Annotated in this window: 19 protein-coding genes and 2 tRNA genes; 9 read left to right on the top strand and 12 right to left on the bottom strand. The window is 56.3% G+C overall.

The genetic code is table 11. From position 1 onward, the window contains the following. Together VAE57_RS05365 and VAE57_RS05360 are read left to right on the top strand one after the other, a co-directional pair. The coding region (locus VAE57_RS05365; RefSeq protein WP_322820866.1) for a CHAT domain-containing protein at positions 1-1,211 on the top strand (1,211 nt) is incomplete at its 5' end. Positions 1,212-1,284: 73 nt separating this feature from the next. Beyond that, entirely contained in the window at positions 1,285-3,126 is a 1,842-nt protein-coding gene (locus tag VAE57_RS05360) for a CHAT domain-containing protein (RefSeq protein ID WP_322820865.1), read from the top strand. A 127-nt stretch (positions 3,127-3,253) separates the two neighbouring features. Here VAE57_RS05360 and VAE57_RS18770 read toward each other — a convergent pair whose 3' ends face one another. Together VAE57_RS18770 and VAE57_RS05355 are read right to left on the bottom strand one after the other, a co-directional pair. Continuing rightward, positions 3,254-3,391 (bottom strand): DUF86 domain-containing protein, encoded by a 138-nt coding sequence (locus VAE57_RS18770; RefSeq protein WP_416208431.1) that lies wholly within the window; start codon positions 3,389-3,391, stop codon positions 3,254-3,256. A 110-nt stretch (positions 3,392-3,501) separates the two neighbouring features. Then, on the bottom strand, positions 3,502-3,804 hold the full coding sequence (locus tag VAE57_RS05355; RefSeq protein WP_322820864.1) for a nucleotidyltransferase family protein: 303 nt from the start codon (positions 3,802-3,804) through the stop codon (positions 3,502-3,504). A 650-nt stretch (positions 3,805-4,454) separates the two neighbouring features. Here VAE57_RS05355 and mntA point away from each other — a divergent pair. Both mntA and hepT read left to right on the top strand, forming a co-directional pair. After that, positions 4,455-4,931, top strand: coding sequence for a type VII toxin-antitoxin system MntA family adenylyltransferase antitoxin (mntA, locus tag VAE57_RS05350; protein WP_322820863.1), 477 nt, complete (start codon positions 4,455-4,457; stop codon positions 4,929-4,931). Further along, positions 4,919-5,425 (top strand): type VII toxin-antitoxin system HepT family RNase toxin, encoded by a 507-nt coding sequence (gene hepT / locus VAE57_RS05345; RefSeq protein ID WP_416208430.1) that lies wholly within the window; start codon positions 4,919-4,921, stop codon positions 5,423-5,425. The genes mntA and hepT overlap by 13 nt, the downstream gene beginning before the upstream one ends. A 197-nt stretch (positions 5,426-5,622) precedes the next feature. Here the strand turns inward: hepT and VAE57_RS05340 are convergent, their stop codons facing one another. The 3 genes from VAE57_RS05340 to VAE57_RS05330 all read right to left on the bottom strand — a co-directional run bounded on the left by VAE57_RS05340 (position 5,623) and on the right by VAE57_RS05330 (position 6,750). Further along, on the bottom strand, positions 5,623-6,522 hold the full coding sequence (locus tag VAE57_RS05340) for an isoaspartyl peptidase/L-asparaginase (RefSeq protein ID WP_322820861.1): 900 nt from the start codon (positions 6,520-6,522) through the stop codon (positions 5,623-5,625). A gap of 71 nt (positions 6,523-6,593) precedes the next feature. Continuing rightward, positions 6,594-6,669, bottom strand: a tRNA-Ala gene (locus tag VAE57_RS05335). Between the two features lie 5 nt (positions 6,670-6,674). Further along, positions 6,675-6,750: transfer RNA gene (locus VAE57_RS05330), tRNA-Ala, on the bottom strand. Between the two features lie 157 nt (positions 6,751-6,907). On the opposite strand from VAE57_RS05330, the gene VAE57_RS05325 reads away from it, so the two are divergent. Together VAE57_RS05325 and VAE57_RS05320 are read left to right on the top strand one after the other, a co-directional pair. Beyond that, positions 6,908-8,290, top strand: coding sequence for an MFS transporter (locus VAE57_RS05325; protein ID WP_322820860.1), 1,383 nt, complete (start codon positions 6,908-6,910; stop codon positions 8,288-8,290). 762 nt (positions 8,291-9,052) lie between these two features. Beyond that, a complete protein-coding gene (locus VAE57_RS05320; RefSeq protein ID WP_322820859.1) occupies positions 9,053-9,640 on the top strand; it encodes a TetR/AcrR family transcriptional regulator in 588 nt (195 codons plus the stop codon). Between the two features lie 8 nt (positions 9,641-9,648). On the opposite strand, the gene VAE57_RS05315 is transcribed toward VAE57_RS05320, so the two are convergent. Beyond that, a complete protein-coding gene (locus tag VAE57_RS05315) occupies positions 9,649-10,761 on the bottom strand; it encodes a sensor domain-containing diguanylate cyclase (RefSeq protein ID WP_322820858.1) in 1,113 nt (370 codons plus the stop codon). Between the two features lie 216 nt (positions 10,762-10,977). On the opposite strand from VAE57_RS05315, the gene VAE57_RS05310 reads away from it, so the two are divergent. Beyond that, positions 10,978-11,943, top strand: coding sequence for an AAA family ATPase (locus VAE57_RS05310; protein ID WP_322820857.1), 966 nt, complete (start codon positions 10,978-10,980; stop codon positions 11,941-11,943). Positions 11,944-12,035: 92 nt separating this feature from the next. On the opposite strand, the gene VAE57_RS05305 is transcribed toward VAE57_RS05310, so the two are convergent. After that, positions 12,036-13,148, bottom strand: a complete 1,113-nt coding sequence (locus VAE57_RS05305; protein WP_322820856.1) for an STAS domain-containing protein — start codon at positions 13,146-13,148, stop codon at positions 12,036-12,038. 82 nt (positions 13,149-13,230) lie between these two features. On the opposite strand from VAE57_RS05305, the gene VAE57_RS05300 reads away from it, so the two are divergent. Both VAE57_RS05300 and VAE57_RS05295 read left to right on the top strand, forming a co-directional pair. Next, the gene (locus VAE57_RS05300) at positions 13,231-14,472 is read left to right on the top strand and encodes a hypothetical protein (protein WP_322820855.1); all 1,242 of its coding nucleotides are present in this window, start codon (positions 13,231-13,233) and stop codon (positions 14,470-14,472) included. Next, a complete protein-coding gene (locus VAE57_RS05295) occupies positions 14,469-15,173 on the top strand; it encodes a hypothetical protein (RefSeq protein ID WP_322820854.1) in 705 nt (234 codons plus the stop codon). Before VAE57_RS05300 ends, VAE57_RS05295 begins: the two co-directional genes overlap by 4 nt. Position 15,174: 1 nt before the next feature. Here the strand turns inward: VAE57_RS05295 and VAE57_RS05290 are convergent, their stop codons facing one another. The 5 genes from VAE57_RS05290 to VAE57_RS05270 form a co-directional block, all read right to left on the bottom strand. Beyond that, entirely contained in the window at positions 15,175-15,801 is a 627-nt protein-coding gene (locus VAE57_RS05290) for a hypothetical protein (protein WP_322820853.1), read from the bottom strand. Between the two features lie 111 nt (positions 15,802-15,912). Beyond that, positions 15,913-17,154, bottom strand: coding sequence for an adenylate/guanylate cyclase domain-containing protein (locus VAE57_RS05285; protein WP_322820867.1), 1,242 nt, complete (start codon positions 17,152-17,154; stop codon positions 15,913-15,915). Positions 17,155-17,181: 27 nt separating this feature from the next. Continuing rightward, positions 17,182-17,949, bottom strand: coding sequence for a hypothetical protein (locus VAE57_RS05280; RefSeq protein ID WP_322820852.1), 768 nt, complete (start codon positions 17,947-17,949; stop codon positions 17,182-17,184). A gap of 153 nt (positions 17,950-18,102) precedes the next feature. Beyond that, positions 18,103-19,050, bottom strand: a complete 948-nt coding sequence (locus VAE57_RS05275) for an FAD:protein FMN transferase (protein WP_322820851.1) — start codon at positions 19,048-19,050, stop codon at positions 18,103-18,105. Between the two features lie 13 nt (positions 19,051-19,063). Further along, positions 19,064-19,528, bottom strand: coding sequence for a hypothetical protein (locus VAE57_RS05270; protein ID WP_322820850.1), 465 nt, complete (start codon positions 19,526-19,528; stop codon positions 19,064-19,066). Positions 19,529-19,530 lie beyond the last annotated feature (2 nt).

The raw sequence follows: 19,530 nt of genomic DNA, 5'->3' as shown, positions 1-19,530 counted from the left end.
CCTCCCCTCTCCCGCACAGCGGGAGAGGGGAGGGGGCCGGGGGGAGAGGTGAGGGCCGCCCCATCGTCCTCATCCCCACCGGTCGGCTGGCCCTGCTGCCGCTGCACGCTGCCCGCTATACCGTTGCTGGACGCGAGACCTGGTTGCTTGATGAATTCACAGTGACCTACGCTCCCTCAGCGCTGGCGCTGGCTACCGCACGTCGGGCGCTGGCGCAGCGCCAGACCGCACCGTTGCGCCTGGTTGGAGTGGGCAACCCGCTGCCGCCGGTGGCGGCACTGATGGAGCTGCACCGGCAGATTCGTGATGCCGTCGCTGCCCTGCCGCAGTCCGACCAGGAGGCTGTGGCAACGATCCAGCAACAATTGACCAGGCTGGTTGCCCAATCCACCGCAACCCTGCGCTACGAAGGGTTCCAGCTTCACGACCTGGTGCAACGCCTGCCACAGACGCTGGGGGAACCGTTGACCCATCTACACGCGCTGGTCGCCCGCTGGCCGCGCAGCCTGCGCTATGCGCAGGCTGAACTTCAGAGCGTGGTCGATCTGATACCACCAAGTGCTGCGACACCGCTGTACGAAGAGGACGCTACCTCCGCTGCGTTGCTGCCGTTGCTGAAAGGGGCAACCCACCTCCATTTCAGTTGCCACGGCACTTTCAACCCTGCCGAGCCGCTCGACTCGGCGCTGATCCTGGCCGGTGATGATCGTCTGCGCCTGCGCGATCTGCTGGCTACTGACGTCAGCGGTCTGGATACAGCCCGGCTGGCCGTGCTCTCGGCCTGTCAGACGGCGATCAGCGACTTCCGTAACCTCCCCGAAGAGCTGATCGGGTTGCCGACGGGACTGCTCCAGGCTGGTGTACCGACGGTCATCGGCACGCTGTGGAGCGTTGACGACGCCGGCACGGCATTGCTCATAACCCGCACTTATGAACTGATGTTCCAGGACGGTCAACCGCCGGCTCAGGCTTTGCGCCGGGCGCAGCAGTGGTTGCGCGATCTGACCAACGCTGAACTGGAAGCATATCTAACGCACCATCAAACGCTTGCCGAGGCCCGTCGCCAGCAGGCGCACCGGATGCCGTTCACGCTGCTGGAGGAACTTATGGAGATGGCCGTTACTGCTGTCGACCCGTCAGCAACACCATTTGCCGATCCGTCGTACTGGGCGCCCTTCGTCTGCTACGGCGCCGGGGAGGTTGCAGTATGAACATACCCAAAACGGTTGCCGCTTGAGTTTATCGCGCTCGCGTTTAATGTTTTGCTGCTGAGGAGGTTGCAGTATGAACATACCCAGAACGGTTGCCGCTCTGCTGACGCTGTGGCCCGATCTGCCGGCGAAGACTGGCCCCGACTGGCCCCGGCTCTACTGGCGGCTGATCGATCTGCTGCGTCGTTTTGCCCAGGCTACCGGTGACAAGGAGCGTTCACGCATCTCGCTGATGCTGCTCTTCGAACTGCGTACCCTGCCCGACGGGATTGAAGTGCTGCGCCGGGTACGCAAGGCGGAGCTGCGTATCACCCGCAGTGGTCATCTGTACCTGGGCAGCGCTGGTGACGCATCACCTGACGACGCCCGCCCTGACGACACTACGCTGCGTGAACAGATGATGCACCTGCTCAACCCGCCGGTGGTCAGGCGGGCGACTGAAGTGTATGCCCCGACCCGCACGGAGATCAATAAACGGTTCCCGATCATCGTCGGGCTGACCCGCGTCGCGAGTGATGGTGAAACCGATCAGACGGTCATCCAGGCCCGGCTCAATCAGCTCATTAGGGTGGTACTCACCCCAGGAGATGGTCTTGAGCTGCTGACAGAGCCGACCAAAACTCTGCAAGTGACGGAGGGCGACAGCGAACCGGTGGTCTTCTACCTGCGGGCCGTGCGGATCGGTCACCAATCGGTGGTGATCGATTTCCACGCCGGAAGCGACCTGCTGACCAGTATCACCCATCGGCTTGTCGCAGCAGAGGATGGATCAGACGCTACTCCGCACAAACTACCGGCACGAGGATTGTCAATCGGTGCTTTTCGCGCCCCTTTCCCCGATCTGGTGCTGCGGGTCTGCACCGAAGGTAATCGGCTGACCTACACCCTGCACTACCACACTACTGAAGAACGTATCCTGAAAGGGCCGGTGCTGCGTGCTGACCCGCAGCAGTACCGCTACCAGATCATCCGCGAGATTGAGAACCTGGCGCGGGGGCAGGATAGTGACGGTAGACCACTCTTTAATCCCACAGCGCAGGAAGTGCAGCGTCATCTGGCAAAAATCGGGCAACGCCTCTACCGCGACTTGTTCGGTGTAGAACTGGCCCGCGAATACTGTGAGCGCATTCGTGGCCGTGTTCGCACGCTGGAGATTGTCTCCGACGAGCCGTGGATTCCCTGGGAACTGATCAAGCCCTACGATGATGGCGTTGACGATGATTTTCTCTGCGTGCAATACACCCTCAGTCGCTGGGTCAGTGGCGGGGATGCGCCAGCAGCCGAGATTATTGCTAACACGCTGGCGTGTATCACCCCAACCGACTCGGGCCTGGCCGAGGCGCAGATCGAACGCGACTTCGTGCGAGGGCTGGCTGCACAGCGAGGTATCGCCGACCATTCGCCTGCCGAAGCGCGTAGATCTCTGGTCGAGCAATTACTGGAAGGTAATACCCCGCTCAAACTGTGGCATTTTGCCTGCCACGGCAACTTCGACCAGCAGGTGCCTGACAACTCTCCGCTCATCCTGCAAGACCAATACTTCCTGCGGCCCAACGATCTGGTCGGACGGGCACAAACCCGCCTGCGCACCGACCGGCCACTGGTCTTCCTGAACGCCTGCCGGGTCGGTCAGGGTGGTCTGGCGCTGACCGGACTGGGGGGCTGGGCGGCAACACTGGTTGGTCATTGTCGGGTCGGTGCGCTCATTGCACCGCTCTGGTCGGTACACGACGGCGCTGCCCGCCATTTCGCCGAAGCGTTCTACACTGCCTGTCAGCAATCGGGGATGACGTTGGGAGAAGCAATCCGGCATGCGCGTATCGCCACCCGTAATGCCTTCCCTGACGATACGACCTGGCTGGCCTACAGCCTCTACGCGCACCCGAATGCGCGGCTGGTAATTAGGGGAGAATAGCTCACGCGAAACAGGGACGAGGTAGACAGGTATGGGATTGATGAATGGATTGCAGTCACTGATTGTGCATTGGTTTTAACGGCACATTGTTCCTTCGTGCACAGAGTATTACCGGTACAGGCGTATGCTAGCTATCACTTTCCTGTTCCAGACTTTTTGCCAATTGTGCGGCTACTCTGGGGAGTTCAATGGTGAAAATCTCCCACACGATATCCAGATTAACACCGAAGTAATGATGAATTAGTCTGTCGCGGAGGCCAGCCATATTCTTCCATGGAATATTGGGATAACTCAGCGTATGTCATATCAGCAGTGTAAGCTGCGATCTGCCGGGTAGCTTCTTGAATGTCACCCAGCAGGTCATGATCCCTGCGCTTAGACATAAACAATGCTCCCGGCAATATCCCTGGCAACGGCGGCCATCTTGACACCTTGAACACCGGCCGGCGTCACTACATCCACGTGCCGACCCAACAGCCTCTCAAGATACTCAGCAAATTCAACAAATCGAAAGCCGATTGGTCGCTCAAACTCTACGACAAGATCAATATTACTCTCTTCGGTGGCACAACCTTTTGCATACGATCCAAATATACCGATTGTTTTTACGCCATATTCACGACAAAGATAGGCTTTGTTTTGTCTGAGCAAAGACAGAATTTGTTCCTGGGTGAGCATATTCGCGAACCTTGAGACTCTCTGAGTACTCCTGAGTATGGTCTGGGAGCAAAGTGATCGATTGCAGGATGCACTTTCTGATGGTGAGCCAGGTCCTTAGCACAAACTTCCACTAGTGTCGGTCGGTGTCAGAAAGTCATCCCAGATCACTGACATTCGCAATGCGTTCAAGTCTGCATCTCAGTATATCTTTTTTCCAGTCAAAATACAATGGTGTTTTTAGATCAAGCAGGTATGTCGTGACGAGCATACACATCATCTCCGTGACCAGTAGAGTAAACAGCGTGACACGCACCTGATGCAGCAGTGAACCTGATGGTAATGCTGAGCAGTTGCGCCGTTTGCCACTGGCCTAACCACCCGCGCATCGTTCAAGTGTACCACCGGCGAGTCGGTTGGTTATCGTTGGTGTAGCAGTAGGGGCGACGCATACGTCGCCCCTACCCTCCAGCAGTACATCGTTTAGGGGCAGTATCAGGGTATTCCCTGGCTGGTGTGTCGTGGATTCTCCTCTACCAGATTTGATATAATTGACGCACTTACGTACAGAGAAGCAACTCTCTGGCCGGTGACGACATGGTGATTCGCACCCCTCTGCTCCTCACAACGTGCGAACCTGAAGGGCCGGCGGGTTCACCTGGGAGATGATCATGTCGGAACTGGATATACAACACCTCCGGCAGCAGGTTGAAGCCATGATGACCACGCACCCCAACGTGCGCCTCGTTTACCTGTTTGGTTCACAGGTGAGCGGCACAACCGGTCCGCTCAGCGACGTCGATCTGGCAGTCTTGCTGACGCATGGCACGTCAACGCTGCAAGCGCTGGCTGAACTTGAACATCGTTTCGCGGTGCTCCTCAATGGGAGAAAGGTCGATCTGGTCGTCCTCAATCAAGCACCCATTGAACTGGCCTATGCCGTTATCGCACAGGGCCCGATCATCTACCAGCATTCTCTTGCCGAACGGGTTGAGTATGAAGCGGAGGTCATGAGTCACTACGGTGATTACCTCCCGTTCTTGCAGGCCCAGCAAGAAGATATTTTGAAAGGAACCGGTAATGAACGTCGCGTTCAGCGGTATCGAGCGGCGCTTGGACGAAACTCTGCGAACGATTGGCACGTCTGACACCACTTCGTACTCGAACGAAGACTGAGTTTCTGAGTGATCCGTACCTGCGCGACATTGTGGAGCGTAATCTGGAGGTAGCAGCACAGTGGTGTATTGACATCTGCCACCGGATTATTACCCTGGAAGGTGCTCAGAAACCACGAAGCTATTATGAGGCGATTCTTCGCATGGGCGAACTTGGTGTGCTACCGCCAGACTTTGCCGGTCACCTCGCCCCGCTCGCGGGTCTACGAAACATCCTGGTGCACGATTATATCCAGATAGATTGGGACGAAGTCTATGCTAGCCTTGCCAGCTTGATGATCTGTCATGCTTCGCCGATCTCATTCGATCATGGTTACAGAGTCGCCGTTCAATCAATCCATAAGTACACCCACCCTGTTAGTAACTCTCTGACGTGCGGCAGCTATGCTGTCGTGCTGTGTTCTGCAAGCACCGACTGCAAGGATGGGGATAGGATCAGTGCCTGCTCCCATCCGACGTTGATTTGATCGTCGCTTTCCGATGCCCCCGTTGGCAAGTGTACGGTGTATGTGACAGAGGGTTAACCTCGCCTTCGCCGCAATATGCCCCGTTAGGGACAGATCACGAGCACATATATCAATCCGCGTCCATCCGCGTTCCGCAGATGATCGACACCACCAGTGACATGGCGTGAATATGGCATTACTCAAGACAAGACTTGCCATCACACCCCGGCCTGGGCAGCACCGCGACTGGTGATGTAGGCGTAGGCCATCCGTGGCGTGTTCCAGGCCAGGCCAACCTCGCCACGGGGGATCAGGACAATCACGCCGCCGCGTCCATCTGGCACCAGTTCAGACAACAGCTTGATCCCGCGTTCGGCAGCCACCTGGGGGTGCATACCATCTTCGAGCAACTCGACGACCCGTCGAGCCAATGCCACGCGGGTAATCGACTCGCCCCAACCGGTGCATACCGCTGCCCCATCTGCGGTTGCGTAGAGACCACAACCAATGAGCGGCGTATCGCCAACCCGGCCAGGCAGTTTAAACGGTGTGCCGCCGGTTGAATTGGCGGCCACAAGCTGGCCGGACTGGTCGAGGGCAATCGCCCCGACGGTGTCGTGGCCGCTGGCCGGTGGTGGCGGTGGCGTTCCCTGTGCTTTCCAGGCCAGCCACAACTGGCGTTCACGTTCGACAATTAACTCTGCATTGTCGCAGAAAGGCATACCTACTGTCGCCGCAAATGCTTCAGCCCCGGGGCCAACCAGCATCGTCGCCGGCCCATTCAATACGTGGCGGGCGAGTGTGATTGGGTTGCGAATGCGTTGGAGACCGGCAACTGCACCGTAACGCAGCGTGCGCCCATCCATCAATGCCGCGTCCAATTCAACAGTGCCGGCACTGGTCAGCACCGATCCGGTGCCGGCGTCAAAGATCGGATCGTCTTCCATCACCCGCACCGCCGCCTCTACTGCATCAAGCGCACTGCCACCGTTCTGCAACACCTGCCATCCGGCAGTCCGCGCTGCGATGCAACCGGCAATATGAGCGGTGACCTGATCATCGGGAATGGCCCACGCCCCACCGTGGACGATAAGAGCCTGCACTGGTTCTGCTGTCATCATTCACCTGCTACACATCTCACAACGATCTCGAAAACAAAACCGCCGCCATCTCGGCGGCGATTGATACCTGGTGGAGCCAAGGGGATTCGAACCCCTGACCTCAACACTGCCAGTGTTGCGCTCTTCCAACTGAGCTATGGCCCCTTCTCTGGTGGAGGTGAGGGGATTCGAACCCCTGACCTCGACAGTGCGATTGTCGCGCTCTTCCAACTGAGCTACACCCCCGCGCCCTCACGCCGCGTTATCTTACCACGAACAGAGAGGAATGTCAAACCAGAAACCGGTAAAAGCACATGCATCATGGTACTCAACTGTGCTATAATACTTACCGACCGGTCGGTCGGTAAAATGAAAGACATGTCGTGTGAGGAGGACTTCAGCTATGAGTGATGAACGTCGGCGGAATCAAATCCTGGGACTTCTCTTTGTTGGTGTTTTGATGGCCGCGCTCGATATTGCGATTGTCGGGCCGGCATTGCCCGCGATTCAGCGGGTCTTTGGGGTTGATGAGCGGGCGTTATCCTGGGTCTTTTCGATCTATGTCCTGGGGAACCTGGTCGGCACCCCAACCATTGCCGCCCTATCGGATCGGTTTGGTCGACGGGCTTTGTACGTCTTGAGCCTGAGTGGTTTTGCGCTGGGATCGCTGCTCGTTGCCCTCGCACCCTCTTTTCCTGTACTCCTTCTGGGCCGTCTGGTGCAGGGGGTAAGTGCTGGCGGCGTGATTCCGGTTGCCAGTGCCGTTATCGGTGATACGTTCCCCCCTGAACGGCGCGGCTCGGCACTCGGATTGATTGGGGCTGTGTTCGGGATTGCGTTCCTGATCGGACCAATCATCGGTGGATTACTCCTCTTGCTTGGCTGGCAATGGCTCTTCCTGGTCAATCTGCCCCTGGCCGCAGTGCTGATCATCTTCAGCCTCCGCCTTTTGCCGGGTCGCACGCGCCAGTCTGCGGCAACCTTTGATCTGGCCGGCCTCATTGTGCTCGGACTGATGCTCACCGGTCTGGCATATGGGTTAACCGAACTCGATCCGGCTCAATTGAGCACCGGAGCACTACCAATACCGGCAATTGGCGCATTGATTGTTGCGTTCGCGCTGGCCCCCATCTTCATTGCTATCGAGCAACGGGCCGCTGAACCCATCCTGCAACCAGCCATCTTTCGTTCGCGCCAAATCTGGATAACGACGGCCCTGGCAATCGGTGCGGGGATTGCCGAGTCTGCCGTTGTCTTTGTGCCGGCACTGCTCACAGCAGCCTACGGTGTCAGCAGTTCGACGGCAAGTTTCATGCTGCTGCCGGTGGTGCTGGCGATGGCGGTTGGGTCACCGGTTTCAGGTCGTCTGCTCGACCGCTTCGGCTCGCGGATTGTGGTGAGTATTGGTGTCGTGCTGAGTGGGATCGGGATGCTGATCCTGAGTACATGGCCAACGAGTCTGGTGGCATTCTACCTCGCTGCGGTCGTCAGCGGTTTGGGTCTGGCAATCTTGCTTGGCGCCGCCTTGCGGTATATTCTGCTGAATGAAGTATCGGCGAACGAACGGGCTGCCGCTCAAGGACTACTCACTGTTACAATGGGGAGTGGTCAATTGTTGGGAGCCGTCCTGGTAGGGGTGCTGGCCGCAACTGGAGGTGGCGCAGTTGCCGGCTATGCGCTGGCCTTTTTCGTGATCGGGATTGTGATGCTCTTGCTCACACCGTTCGCACTGGCCCTCAAGAGCCGTAGTGCCGAGCGGGCAACTGCGATGGCGCACGCCCATTGATCGGGTTTATTCATCTGGCGTGATCGTGACCATCGTATGCTATCTCCCGATCACGCCGGCACCGCTCCTGAGTGCGGCTGCGCAGCACCAGCATTGTCGCTGCGGATGATCCGACGGAGTAGACACTGGTTCCAGACATGCTTGCCCGTGGCGCACAGTAGTCGTGATCACGGGCAGGTGCGTGGTACAGCAGTATTCCTGCTGATTGTGGTCATGACGAGGAATTGCGTCGTGCGTAACGGACCTGACCACTCGTGAATCGGACAATGGCTGAGTAATATGCGGATCGAGGGGAGTGTAGGGCGGGCTGGAAGCCTGATCACCATCGTCTGTTACCAGCACAGGCTGGAAGCCTGCCCTGCGGAGAGCAGTATCTCTGCCTCGTTGACAACGCAGCAGCCGGCATCGATCAAGATGTGACATTAGAACTTGTTTCAAAAAACATCTACCAGAAGTTATCTCATTCTACCAACCGACTCCAGGATCGTGACAAGTACACCGCATCCGCGTGACCAGCCGGGTCAACGGCGTACCACGCACCGGATCGTAAGCACGGCTGGCGCGGCAGCATGGCTGCCGCACTCCAAACGACGCAACACGCGGATAATGGGCGAGCAAGGCAACCAATTCAGCGCGTGATGGTACTGGAGATGGTTATTAGAGCGCGACAGTACAGCTTTTTATGAAATAAGTTCTACACACGCTGCCACCAGGATGCGTTAAGATGAAGGAAACCCTGGTGTCAGCTTGACGGACAATGATATGAGTCGACAACAACATTCAGAGCAGATACGCAATCGCATTATCGATGAGGCAGCACGTCTGATTGTAGCTTACGGCTACGATGGCATTGCTATGCGCGAGATTGCTGAAGCAGTGGGCTTGTCGAAGGCCGGTCTTTATCACCATTTTCGCGACAAGGAAGATTTGCTGGTGGCAGTGCTCACTAACTGGGCCGATGAGATGGCTGCCCTGGTAGCGACTGCGGAACGCCAGCCTGACACCCGTCGCCAGCTTTCCACGTTGATCCGCGGACTGTTTACAAAAGCTCCCGCGCAACGCGCCCTGGTGCGGCTGAGTAATCACGATCTCCCCCGCCTGAGCGCAACCGCCCGCGCCAACGTCGAGCGCTGTTATGCCAATGGTTTGATTGAACCAATGTCAGCCATGATTCGGAGTGGTATCGAACGTGGCGAGTTGCGACCGGTTGATCCACACGCTGCAACATGGTTGCTGCTGGGGATGCTCTACCCGTTTTTTCACACCGATCAGGCACCGGCTGGCGACCAGGGCCACATGATTGCCGACCTGATCCTTACGACCTTTTTCGATGGGTTAGCGCAACCATAGCCTGCGGGTCAGGCAATGATGACACACGTATTACGGCCCTGCGCTTTTGCCTGGTATAACGCGCTATCAGCCTGCGCAATCAGGTCATGCTCGTCAGTCATCTCAGGCTGTAAGACCGCGCCACCCACACTGATTGTTAGTGGATGCAGCGGCCAGGCCGCCATCTGCACCAACCGGCGTAGCCGCTCGCCCAAGACCTGAGCACCGTCGCCGGCAGTTGCCGGTAGGATAACAGCAAATTCTTCACCACCATACCGGGCCACGATGTCGTGTTTACGACAACCTTCACTGAGAAGTTGGGCAATCATACGGAGCGCTTCATCACCGGCAAGATGCCCAAAGGTGTCATTGTATTGCTTGAAATGATCGACATCGATTAGAAGCAACGCCAAAGGTACCTGGTACCGTCGCGCCCGCTCAATCTCTTCGCTGAGACGCGAGGCAAAGCCACGCCGGTTGAATACGCCGGTCAAGGGATCGGTGAGCGATTGCTGTTGGGCGACTGCCAGTTTGTCTTCCAGATTCTGAAGGTACGCATTCAGCGATAGATACTCCTGTTCGCGCTGTAGCAGGCGCTGTTCGAGGCGCAGCAGATCACGCCGGATTTCAAGCTGGGTCACAACTTGACGTGATAAGAGGCGCAACATCTCAAGCTGTTCCGGCGAAAGCTGACGCGGCTGGTGATCTACCACGCAGACTGTACCGAGTGCGTACCCGTGTGACGTTACGAGTGGCGCACCAGCGTAAAAACGAATGTACGGTTCCTGGCGCACGTAGGGATTGTTGGCAAAGCGCGGGTCACGGGTTGCATCCGGCACTACCGTCACGCGATCAGGATCATTGATTGTGAATGCACAAAATGTGAGGGTACGCTCGACTTCACCATCACTGAACCCCAACCGTGCCATTAACCACTGGCGATGACGGTCGATCAGGTTCACCAGGGCAACCGGAGTCTGGCAGATGTAGGCAGCGATACGTACAATGTCCTCGAAGATCTGCTCAGGCAGCGTATCGAGAATCTGAAAGCTCTCCAGTTCACGCAGCCGTTCTTCTTCATTCGGCGGGATTGGCGGTAGAACGATCTGATCATCGGTATAGTCTGGCTGTTCCTCAGTCATCAGTTGCAACCTCAACGGGGAATAGACTGCTTCTTATAGGTATTGTATAAGAAAACACAAATGTGGTCGAAGATGCAGTGCAGGATGTGCCGTCACAGTGACATCTACGGCGGAAATGCCCGGTTGTCGAAACTTCATCATGTCTCGGCTTGACAAGCAATCGCTGCTCCACTACACTGGCAACGCATTAAAGAGCCTCAATATCAGGAGCAAGGCATGGCGCGGATCGTCGCTGTCATCAACTTGAAGGGTGGTATTGGCAAAACCACAACCGTCGTCAATGTCAGTGCCGGTCTGGCATTGAAAGGTGCGCGCGTCTTGCTCATTGACATCGATGCCCAGGGCAATCTGGCGATGGCGCTCGGTGTCCAACCCCGCCGTACACTCTATGAGGCAATTGTTGAACATAAACCACTTGCTGACTTACGAATCAATGCCCGCCCGAATCTCGATCTGGTTGCCGCAAACGAAACGCTGTTGCTGGCGCATCAGGCCATTGCCGGGCGTGCGGATTGGGTACGGGTTCTTGAACAACTGGTACGCCCGCTACGCAATGAGTACGACTTCATCTTCTTCGATTGCGGTGGTTCGCTCACTGTGCTCAATCAAAATGCGTTGATCGCAGCCACTGACGTGATCATCCCGACGACGGTTGAGCCGTTTGCGGTGAAAGGGCTGGAAAAGCTGATCGCTCAGATCGGTCGGGTGAAAGGTAGCACCGGCGTGGTACGGGCCATTATTCCAACGATGGTAGACCCACGCACGCGGCAATCGGTAGAATTGCTTGCCCACCTGAATCGCACCTATGGCCGGCTGGTGCTGCCACCGGTGCGTGTGAATGTACGGCTTTCCGAAGCCTCAGCTGTCGGTAAGACGATCTACGAGCACGATCCTCGTTCACGCGGTGCTCTCGACTATGCCCAGATTGTTGAACTGTTGAGTAAGGATTGGGATTTTCGCCCGGCCCGCCTGGTTGCTGCGCCAAATGCAGGACAATCGCCAACCGTGTCGTCAGCGGCTTCACCACTTACACCACTGGTGACGGGTGGTGGAGAAGTGCAAACCGACACCTGCCCCAATTGCAGCCATCGGCTCCAGCGAGCTACTGTCGCCGGCTATCGTATCACCTACTGTCCCAACTGCCGGTATCGTCGGCAAGAACTAATCCGCGGTGAGTCGTAGACAATACCCACACCTACCCGGCACTACGTATGATACGACCACCTGCTACAGACGCACAGCTTCTGATTGGACTGGTGCCGGTCGTACAGCAATCACTGTCTGTTGTTTTGGCGAGAGTGATTTGTACGGTGATGTAAATCTTCCATTGCCCCAGCCAGATCGCTGTATACACGGGTAATTGGCAGCTCAATCCCCAGACTCACCATCGTCTGCGCAACTTCCGGGCGCACACCGACCAGCACTACGTCGGCCCCCAGCAACCGAACGCTCTGCACTAACTGAACCAGTCCACCTGCTACCCCGGTATCGATGAACGGTACACCGGTGACATCGAGAATCAACCAGCGTGCCCGTCGCTGTTCGACGGCGGTTAGAGCCTGTTGTTGAATGGTTGCCAGTCGTTCCTGATCAATCGTCCCCACTAACGGGATAGCCAGCAGATCGGTTCCCGCCGGTAGCACGGGGACACTCAGCTTCCGAATTACATCACGTTGTGCGATCACCTCGGCGAGCAGGTGATCTTGTTGCCGGGTACGCTCCTCCAACTCGCTTAACGCATCCTGCAAGGCCTCTGTCTGTGCATCAACCCGCCGGTCAAGCTCGTCGTTCAACAACCGCAACTGATCGGCAGTTTGCTTTGCCTGTTGGAGCGCCGCCTGCAACTGCCGATGAAGGGCCTCATTCCCGGCACTCTGCACAAAACTGATGACACTGAGAAAGCCACAGAGCACGCCCACAGGAATTAAAAAGTCACGTGTGGTAAGATTGAGTGGAGTCGGTTCGAGAAAAAAGGCAATGCCTGCCAAACTGCATGCTGTAAGCAAGAAGACGAGGATCAGACTACGCAGGCTTAGAACTGTTGCCGCCAGTACCAGAGGAACTGATAAAAAGATGGCAACTGGGCGATCAGGATTAACCAGTGTCGCCGTTATAGTGCCAAACAGTGATAAAATAACTATTAGCCATCCGGCAAGCTCAACAAACCCCCTAAACGTTATAAAGATCACAAAAATGTATAGAATAACATTGACCGCAGAAGTAGCAAACAATCTTGTGATTTGAGAAAGATTAAACAGCAGCGAAATCACCACCATCAGGTTAATAATAAGCAAACCCAGCGCAATAACAATGATATTTCGCCAACGCTGGCGTACCTCTTCATCAGGGTGACGGACGTTGAGCAGGGTGCGTATCGAGTTGAACATAGGAACACCGTTGTTTGTATCTTTGACCAGACAGTGATTATAATAGGTTAACGGTTTTTTGACAACTTTCATCAATCGCAGTATGTCAGATCAACCACAACCGCTCCCGCTTAGATCTGTTTTGCCTTATCTCGGTGCAGCTATTGTCATGCTGGCCGGGGTAGGTCTCCTCGGCCTGATCCAGCAACGCCTCCTTATTGTCGGCAATGGCTTCCTGCGCATTGACGGCTTGAGTGCTCTGACAATGGTGCTGGCCGGTCTGATCGGGCTAACGGTTCCGCCTTCCTGGCGAAGAATAGGTCAACTGGGCGCGTTATGCATTGCACTCCTGAGCGGGCATCTGATCGGGATGGCGCTGGGGTTGCTGATCGGAACGGTGCTGTCTGAAGACCGCCGCTATTACCTTAGCGGCGCAGGGATGGCTGCCAGCTATCTACTGATCGGGGCCGGTGCCGATTCGTGGTGGCTCGAATTTAGTGGTACCGGCCTGAACAGCATCAGCTTCGTGCTGCTCCTGGCCGGCGCTTTGATCGCGATGGGTGGCATCGAGACTATGAGCCAGCGTGAGTCGCCTTTTGATCCACTGATCACCTTGTTCGGCTTGACTGCCCTGCTACGCCTGTACTCGGTTGGGCCGTGGAATTTGGGCTGGCAATTTGCGACTCTGCTGGCAGGTAGCGCCCTGGCGTTGGGGGCAGCGTGGCGTGCGGTTACGGCTGAAGCGACGCAGATCGCCGAGGCGTGGTTACAACGCGCTATCAGCAGTCTGGCAATGGTCGCGGTTGGATGCGCCACCCCAGCCGGCGTTGTGGCTGCCGGTCTGCTCTTACTCCATCTGTGTGTACGACGGTTGGGCGATCCGGCGTCCGGCATAGCTCCCTGGGCCGGCTGGATGTTGAGTGGAGCGATACCGGGAACGCTGGGATTTGTCGCCTTCTGGTCAGTCAGTGCCGCTGCGATGGCCGCCAGGATTGCCGTGTTGGCGATTGTAGTCTGGGCGGTCGCGTTATTGCTCATTCTGGCTGCCGGCAGGAACATCGCTGGTCAGCGTCACTGGCGGAGCAGTATCGTAGCATTAATAACTCTGGGCGGAGGACTTGCATCACCGTGGCTGGCACGCTGGTTGTTGCGTCCACTGAGCGATCATTTGCAAGGCGGGCTTACACCTTACGGAGCAATCGAGCCATGGGGATGGGCCGGCCTGCTGGCTCTCGATGCCGGATCACGCACCGCGGCGACTGCACCCGGTCTGGCACTGCTGGCCCTGCTCTGTTTGATCGGTGCTCTGGCCTGGCTGATACTACGTTGGCGGAAAAGTATATGAGCGATCTCCTTGGTGTGTTGGGTCAGGCCTGGCCACGGCTACTTCTCTATCCAGGTGGCCTCAGCGCAGTGCTAGCCGTCGTTATGTTTGCCCGTCTGCGGGGTGTAACTATTACGCGAGACGATCACATTACAACGCTGATCGATGTCTTGCCGCCACTGTGCGTCCTCACACTTCTCCCGCTGGCACCGGCAGCTTCGTTTGCCTACGGTCTTGATCTGGCGACCACATTACTCTTGCTCATGTGGCCGGTTATGCGCCAGGTCGCCCAGGAACGGCGTGATCCTCGTGACGTGATCAATCAATATCTCCCCATCATCATGGCAGCCATGGTATTTGCCAGCATCACCAACACCCTCAGTCTCAGTGGCCTGCTCCGCTGGCCGGCAGAGCCTCTGCCGCAGATCGGTTACGGGCTGGGCATCGTGGCATGGTTTGTTGGATCGTCTCAAATTATGTCAACAAGGCCCAATCTGGCAACCGCTTGTAGCGAGCTGGGGTTCGTAATGGTCGGTGTTTTGCCGCTGAGTGCTGGATTGCAGGCCCTGCCTGTTCCTGGCGCAATAGCGGGATGGGGAGTTGTGTTCGCGAGTGTGGTTATCGCGATGATCATCACTATCGGCGCCGGCTATCTTCCGCAATGGATACGCTATCTGATAGCTGGTGCAACACTGCTGGCGAGTGGTCTGGCGATAGGATAAGCTATGCGGCATCAACAGAGCGATAACCACCATTCCCGTGTGGATGGAAGGTATCACTCAGGTTGGCAATAATCGTGCGGGCAAGATTCATCTCCGAACGTAGAAGCTGGCGCAGGCTCTGCACGTCTCGATCTTCCCACTGCTCAAACAGATCGACCATCGTTGAGCTAACCAACTGCACCGCTTCCAGCTCCACTTTTTGTCCAACTGGCTGGTACATTCGTCGCACTTCAACCGACACCGACTCCATTTCAAGCAAATCCGCCGGAAAGTGGCGCTCGAAGGCGCTACGAACCGCACGTTGAAACATCCGCACCAGCTCAATATCACTCCGATCACGATGATTGACCAGCGTAACCGTATATGTCAGGGTTAGCTCAAGCGGGTCAGCCGGCAAATCACGCCCTTCGCTAATTAATTGGTGCACCGGTGACCAGGTAAAATTCAGCTCCAGCCACGGCGGCATCGTCGCCAGCGTTAACGGCTCGGCGTGTTCGGGAAAGAGTTCTATTTTGCACGTGCGATCATGCGTTGCCGGGATAACGCTCTCTACCAGCGCATGTTCGTGCAGGCCAACACTTAGCCACGCATCTTCGAGCGCCATCACGAGATCGTCATAGGTTACCATCAATGCCACTCCTTAAAGTTCGGTATCTAACCTCTTGATTGTACCGTAGTCTGGCACTGATGGCAACCAGGGTGTAACCGAAAAAGATCACGCCCTTATCTACGGCTATGTTCAGGCATTCAGCAAGTAGGTGATAATGGCTTGCGACTTACCTTTAGCATGCAGTTCACGACGATTTGTAGCTGGTATTGATGTAGTAAGGTATTGTTGCGCTTGTTCGGAAATCAGAATCTCACCTGCCTGTGCGTAATTCTCAATTCGTTTGGCCGTATTTACGGTATCACCCATGGCATCGTAGAAGCGCACGTTCGCACCACCCAGTACCCCTTCAACAACCGGACCAACATCGATGCCAATCCCTACGCCAAGTTGTTTAGCGACCAGAAATCGATGGATTTCGTCGATCATCTCGTTCGCGGCGGTAATTGCTGCCTGGACGTGGGGAAAAATAGCCATGACTTCATCAGCGGTAAATTTCCATTTGATTGCCGAGTGTTGGAGAAGAATCGACTCGGATTGACGATAGTACTCATTGAGAAGCTCAACTACCTCTTCAGGTGTGTGAACTTCACTCCAGGCGGTAAATCCCCGGATGTCCATGAACAAAATTGTTCGTTCGCGACGTATAGTTTGTAAAGCTGTTGGATCACTCAGGGATCGTGCCAAGAGGTCTCTTCCAAGAAGCCATTCAGAATACATTTTTAGCATCTGCGACGTATATCGTAGCTTTTTCAGATAGGTATCAGCAGTGACATTGGCCAAACCAATACTTAAGCCGATGATGACTACAGCCATGCCAACAAACACATGGCTTGGATCGGCAAAGAATGACGCCAGTGACGGTGTTTGATTGCGATTTAGATGAATTTCAAATATTCCATACATAAAAAAGAGAATAGAGACACGAGTAGCATTTTCGATGATGGTAAACAGCGCAGAAAAGCGCGGCAGGTAAAGCCTTAATTCCCGCGCAATGCCAATCGCTATTGAAAAGAACCAATATGCTACATGGTTAGTCGCGGTAAAAAATTGGGCACCTTCCAGAGATACTTCGATGAACGTATAAATAGTCGGCCCCATTAGATGACCGAGCAGTCGATGAAGTCGTTTTTCGGCATGACAGGTTAGCCAATAGGCCTGTATAAGCGCAGCAACGATGATAATGTAAGGGTCTGATGATCGAAGATAGTCAAGGGGGGACCCCATAAGCAATTCGTACAGGATATTGGTGATAGGAAAAAACAATGTGTTGTTGAACAGCTCGAGCGCAAATCGGGCACGAAACGTACCATAAATGCTCTCTTCAATGAAAGTGGGGTTTGATACGTGATGGAACGCTTTCAAGGATGGCACCTCCACATCTATCCACATCTAAAGGACTTATGCTCGCCCTTTTTTCGTCGGCATCATCGTCACCAACACCCGGTAGATTGTCAGCAAGAGCACACCCCCGCCGCTCACCCAGTAAAATACCGACAGGAGATCAGTATCACTTCCGCTGTACAAGGCGTGCAAGAGGCTGAGCAACCAGATCACAAAGCTGAGAAAATGGATCAAGCGCCACATGGTACGTCCGATCCACTGCTTGACGTAAAAACTGAAGCTAATGATAGCCATGCCGTACAGAGTAAGCTGCCCCAGCCCAACCCAGAGCGGTTCATAGCCAGTGTACGCAAAAGGCACGAGGATTTGGGTCAGGGTGGCGCTGATGTAGCGATCACCGAGCAGAATCAGGGCGTGAAAGATGGCGAAGGCCAATCCGAGCAGGCTGGTGTGTTGATGGAGATCGAATGCCCCCGGCCCGCCCGGCCACAAGCGCGCCATGCGATTGGTCATCAGCAAGCCAAAGATCATCGACAGCCAGAGCAGTCCATACGCGACCACCGCACTGCTGCGCGACAGATACCAGTAGGCTTTCGGTTCATCACCCAATAGCGATGTACTCAGGTTTGGGGCCCACGTGGGCAGAATGATCACCGCAGCAAAGGCCCCCAGAATTGCACCCAGAAATAGCGTCAACACTGTAGTCAGTGGCATTGCCGGCGGGAGATCACTGAGTTCGGTGACCGGAGTCGCCAGCCGTGCAGGACGGGCAGATGCCACTTTTTTTGCTTCTACGTTCTCAGACGAAGAGACTGGATTAGTCATGTGACACCTCACTATTAAATTATTGATACAAGACCCAGGTTGCTACCTTTATCACCACAGAAGCACGGGGGCACAGCGGATGGGCATCATCCGGGTTGCCACCTCAGAGCATACCAGAGCGCGTCGATGGGAACTGGCTGCTACCCACGTAGTTTAGCGGCTGGCAGCCGACTCAACACCCGAACGCCAGCAGTAGTGAGCGAGGTTTGCGGTACGCATCACTAAACCGTCGGTGGTTACCAGCAGGCCGGCGAGATCAGGCCGGGAATGCAACCAGCGCAAACCTTTGTCACTCCCAAGCAGGACGACCGTCTTCGCCGCCATCTCGGCAAGCGGCAGGCTGGACGCAATGACTGTGGCTGCCAGCACGTCGGTTTGCGCCGGTACACCAGTGCGTGGATCGATCAGATGGTGTAGCCAGCGCCCGTTGTGCAGCCAGCGCCGATAATCAATCCCCGAGGTCGCGATTCCTCCTCGTCGAACCATAAGCAGCTCAATACCGGTATCAGGCTGACGTGGATTGGCAACTTCTACCGGCCAGGGCGTACCATCACGGCGCGGCCCGCTGAGTGCGATGTCGCCCCCGGCATCAACCAGGGTGGGAAAACGTTTTCCCAGCTGGTGCGCAACCAGGGCCGCAGTCCACCCCTTTGCACTGCCACCCAGATCAAGTTGCACCCCTGCCGGTAACGCGATAGTACGTCGGTAAGGATTGCATGTGATACGCTGCCAGGAAGGAACCGCAACCGGGGTTGGCATGGATTGCCTGTGCGAAGCAGCAAGCATACCGAAATCACGGTCATAGCCGGCCTCGATCAGTGCCGCACCGACCGTTGGCGTAACCAGGCCCTGACTCAGACGGGCGATCCGTAGGGCGTGACAAACCGCCTGCCAGAGTGTCCGTCCAACCCGGCGCGGGCCATGTCCAGCTGCACGGTTAAGCGCACTCAATTCGCTCTGTGGACGGAACCGGCTAAGTATCTGCTCGTAGCGCAGAAAGGTCTTCCGTGCTGACGTGAGCGCACTGCGAACAGCCGGATTGGTACTGTCCACGATAATGGTGATTGTTGAACCCATCGCCCGAAAACTGATCTGCTGCATAGCGATCTCCGGATCAACGCGATGAACGAGTACGCGCTGCGGGTGCCGGACGAGGCGCTGGGGCCGGCACAGTCACCTCACGCAGGGCTGGTTGCGCTGGAGCTGGCGCAGCCGCCGGAGCTGGAGCTGGCGCAGCCGCCGGCGCTGGCGCTGGTGGCGGTGCCGCTGCTGGAGCTGGTGCCGCTGCCGGAGCGGGTTGAGCCGCAGGCCTGGATGCCGGCATATCAGGCACATCGAGCGGAGCCACCGTGGGTAGCATTGGCAATGCTGGTGATTGGGTTAACCAGTCTGGGAGTGGTTGATAGGAAACGGAGGGTGGGACAATAGTTATCACCGGCTCACTGGCAGCAACCTCTGGCGGGTTCTGCGCCGTAAGCCATCCCCATCCACCAATCGTTACCGCGAACGCCGCAGTACTGATTGCCCACTTCAAACCGGCAACATCGTAACGAGTGGATTTGGGTTTTTGTTTCTCCATAA

This window comes from Chloroflexus sp., assembly GCF_034434295.1.
Taxonomy (GTDB): domain Bacteria; phylum Chloroflexota; class Chloroflexia; order Chloroflexales; family Chloroflexaceae; genus Chloroflexus.
The sequence above is the reverse complement of the archived record's forward strand: the minus strand, read 5'-3'. Positions and strand labels throughout refer to the sequence as shown.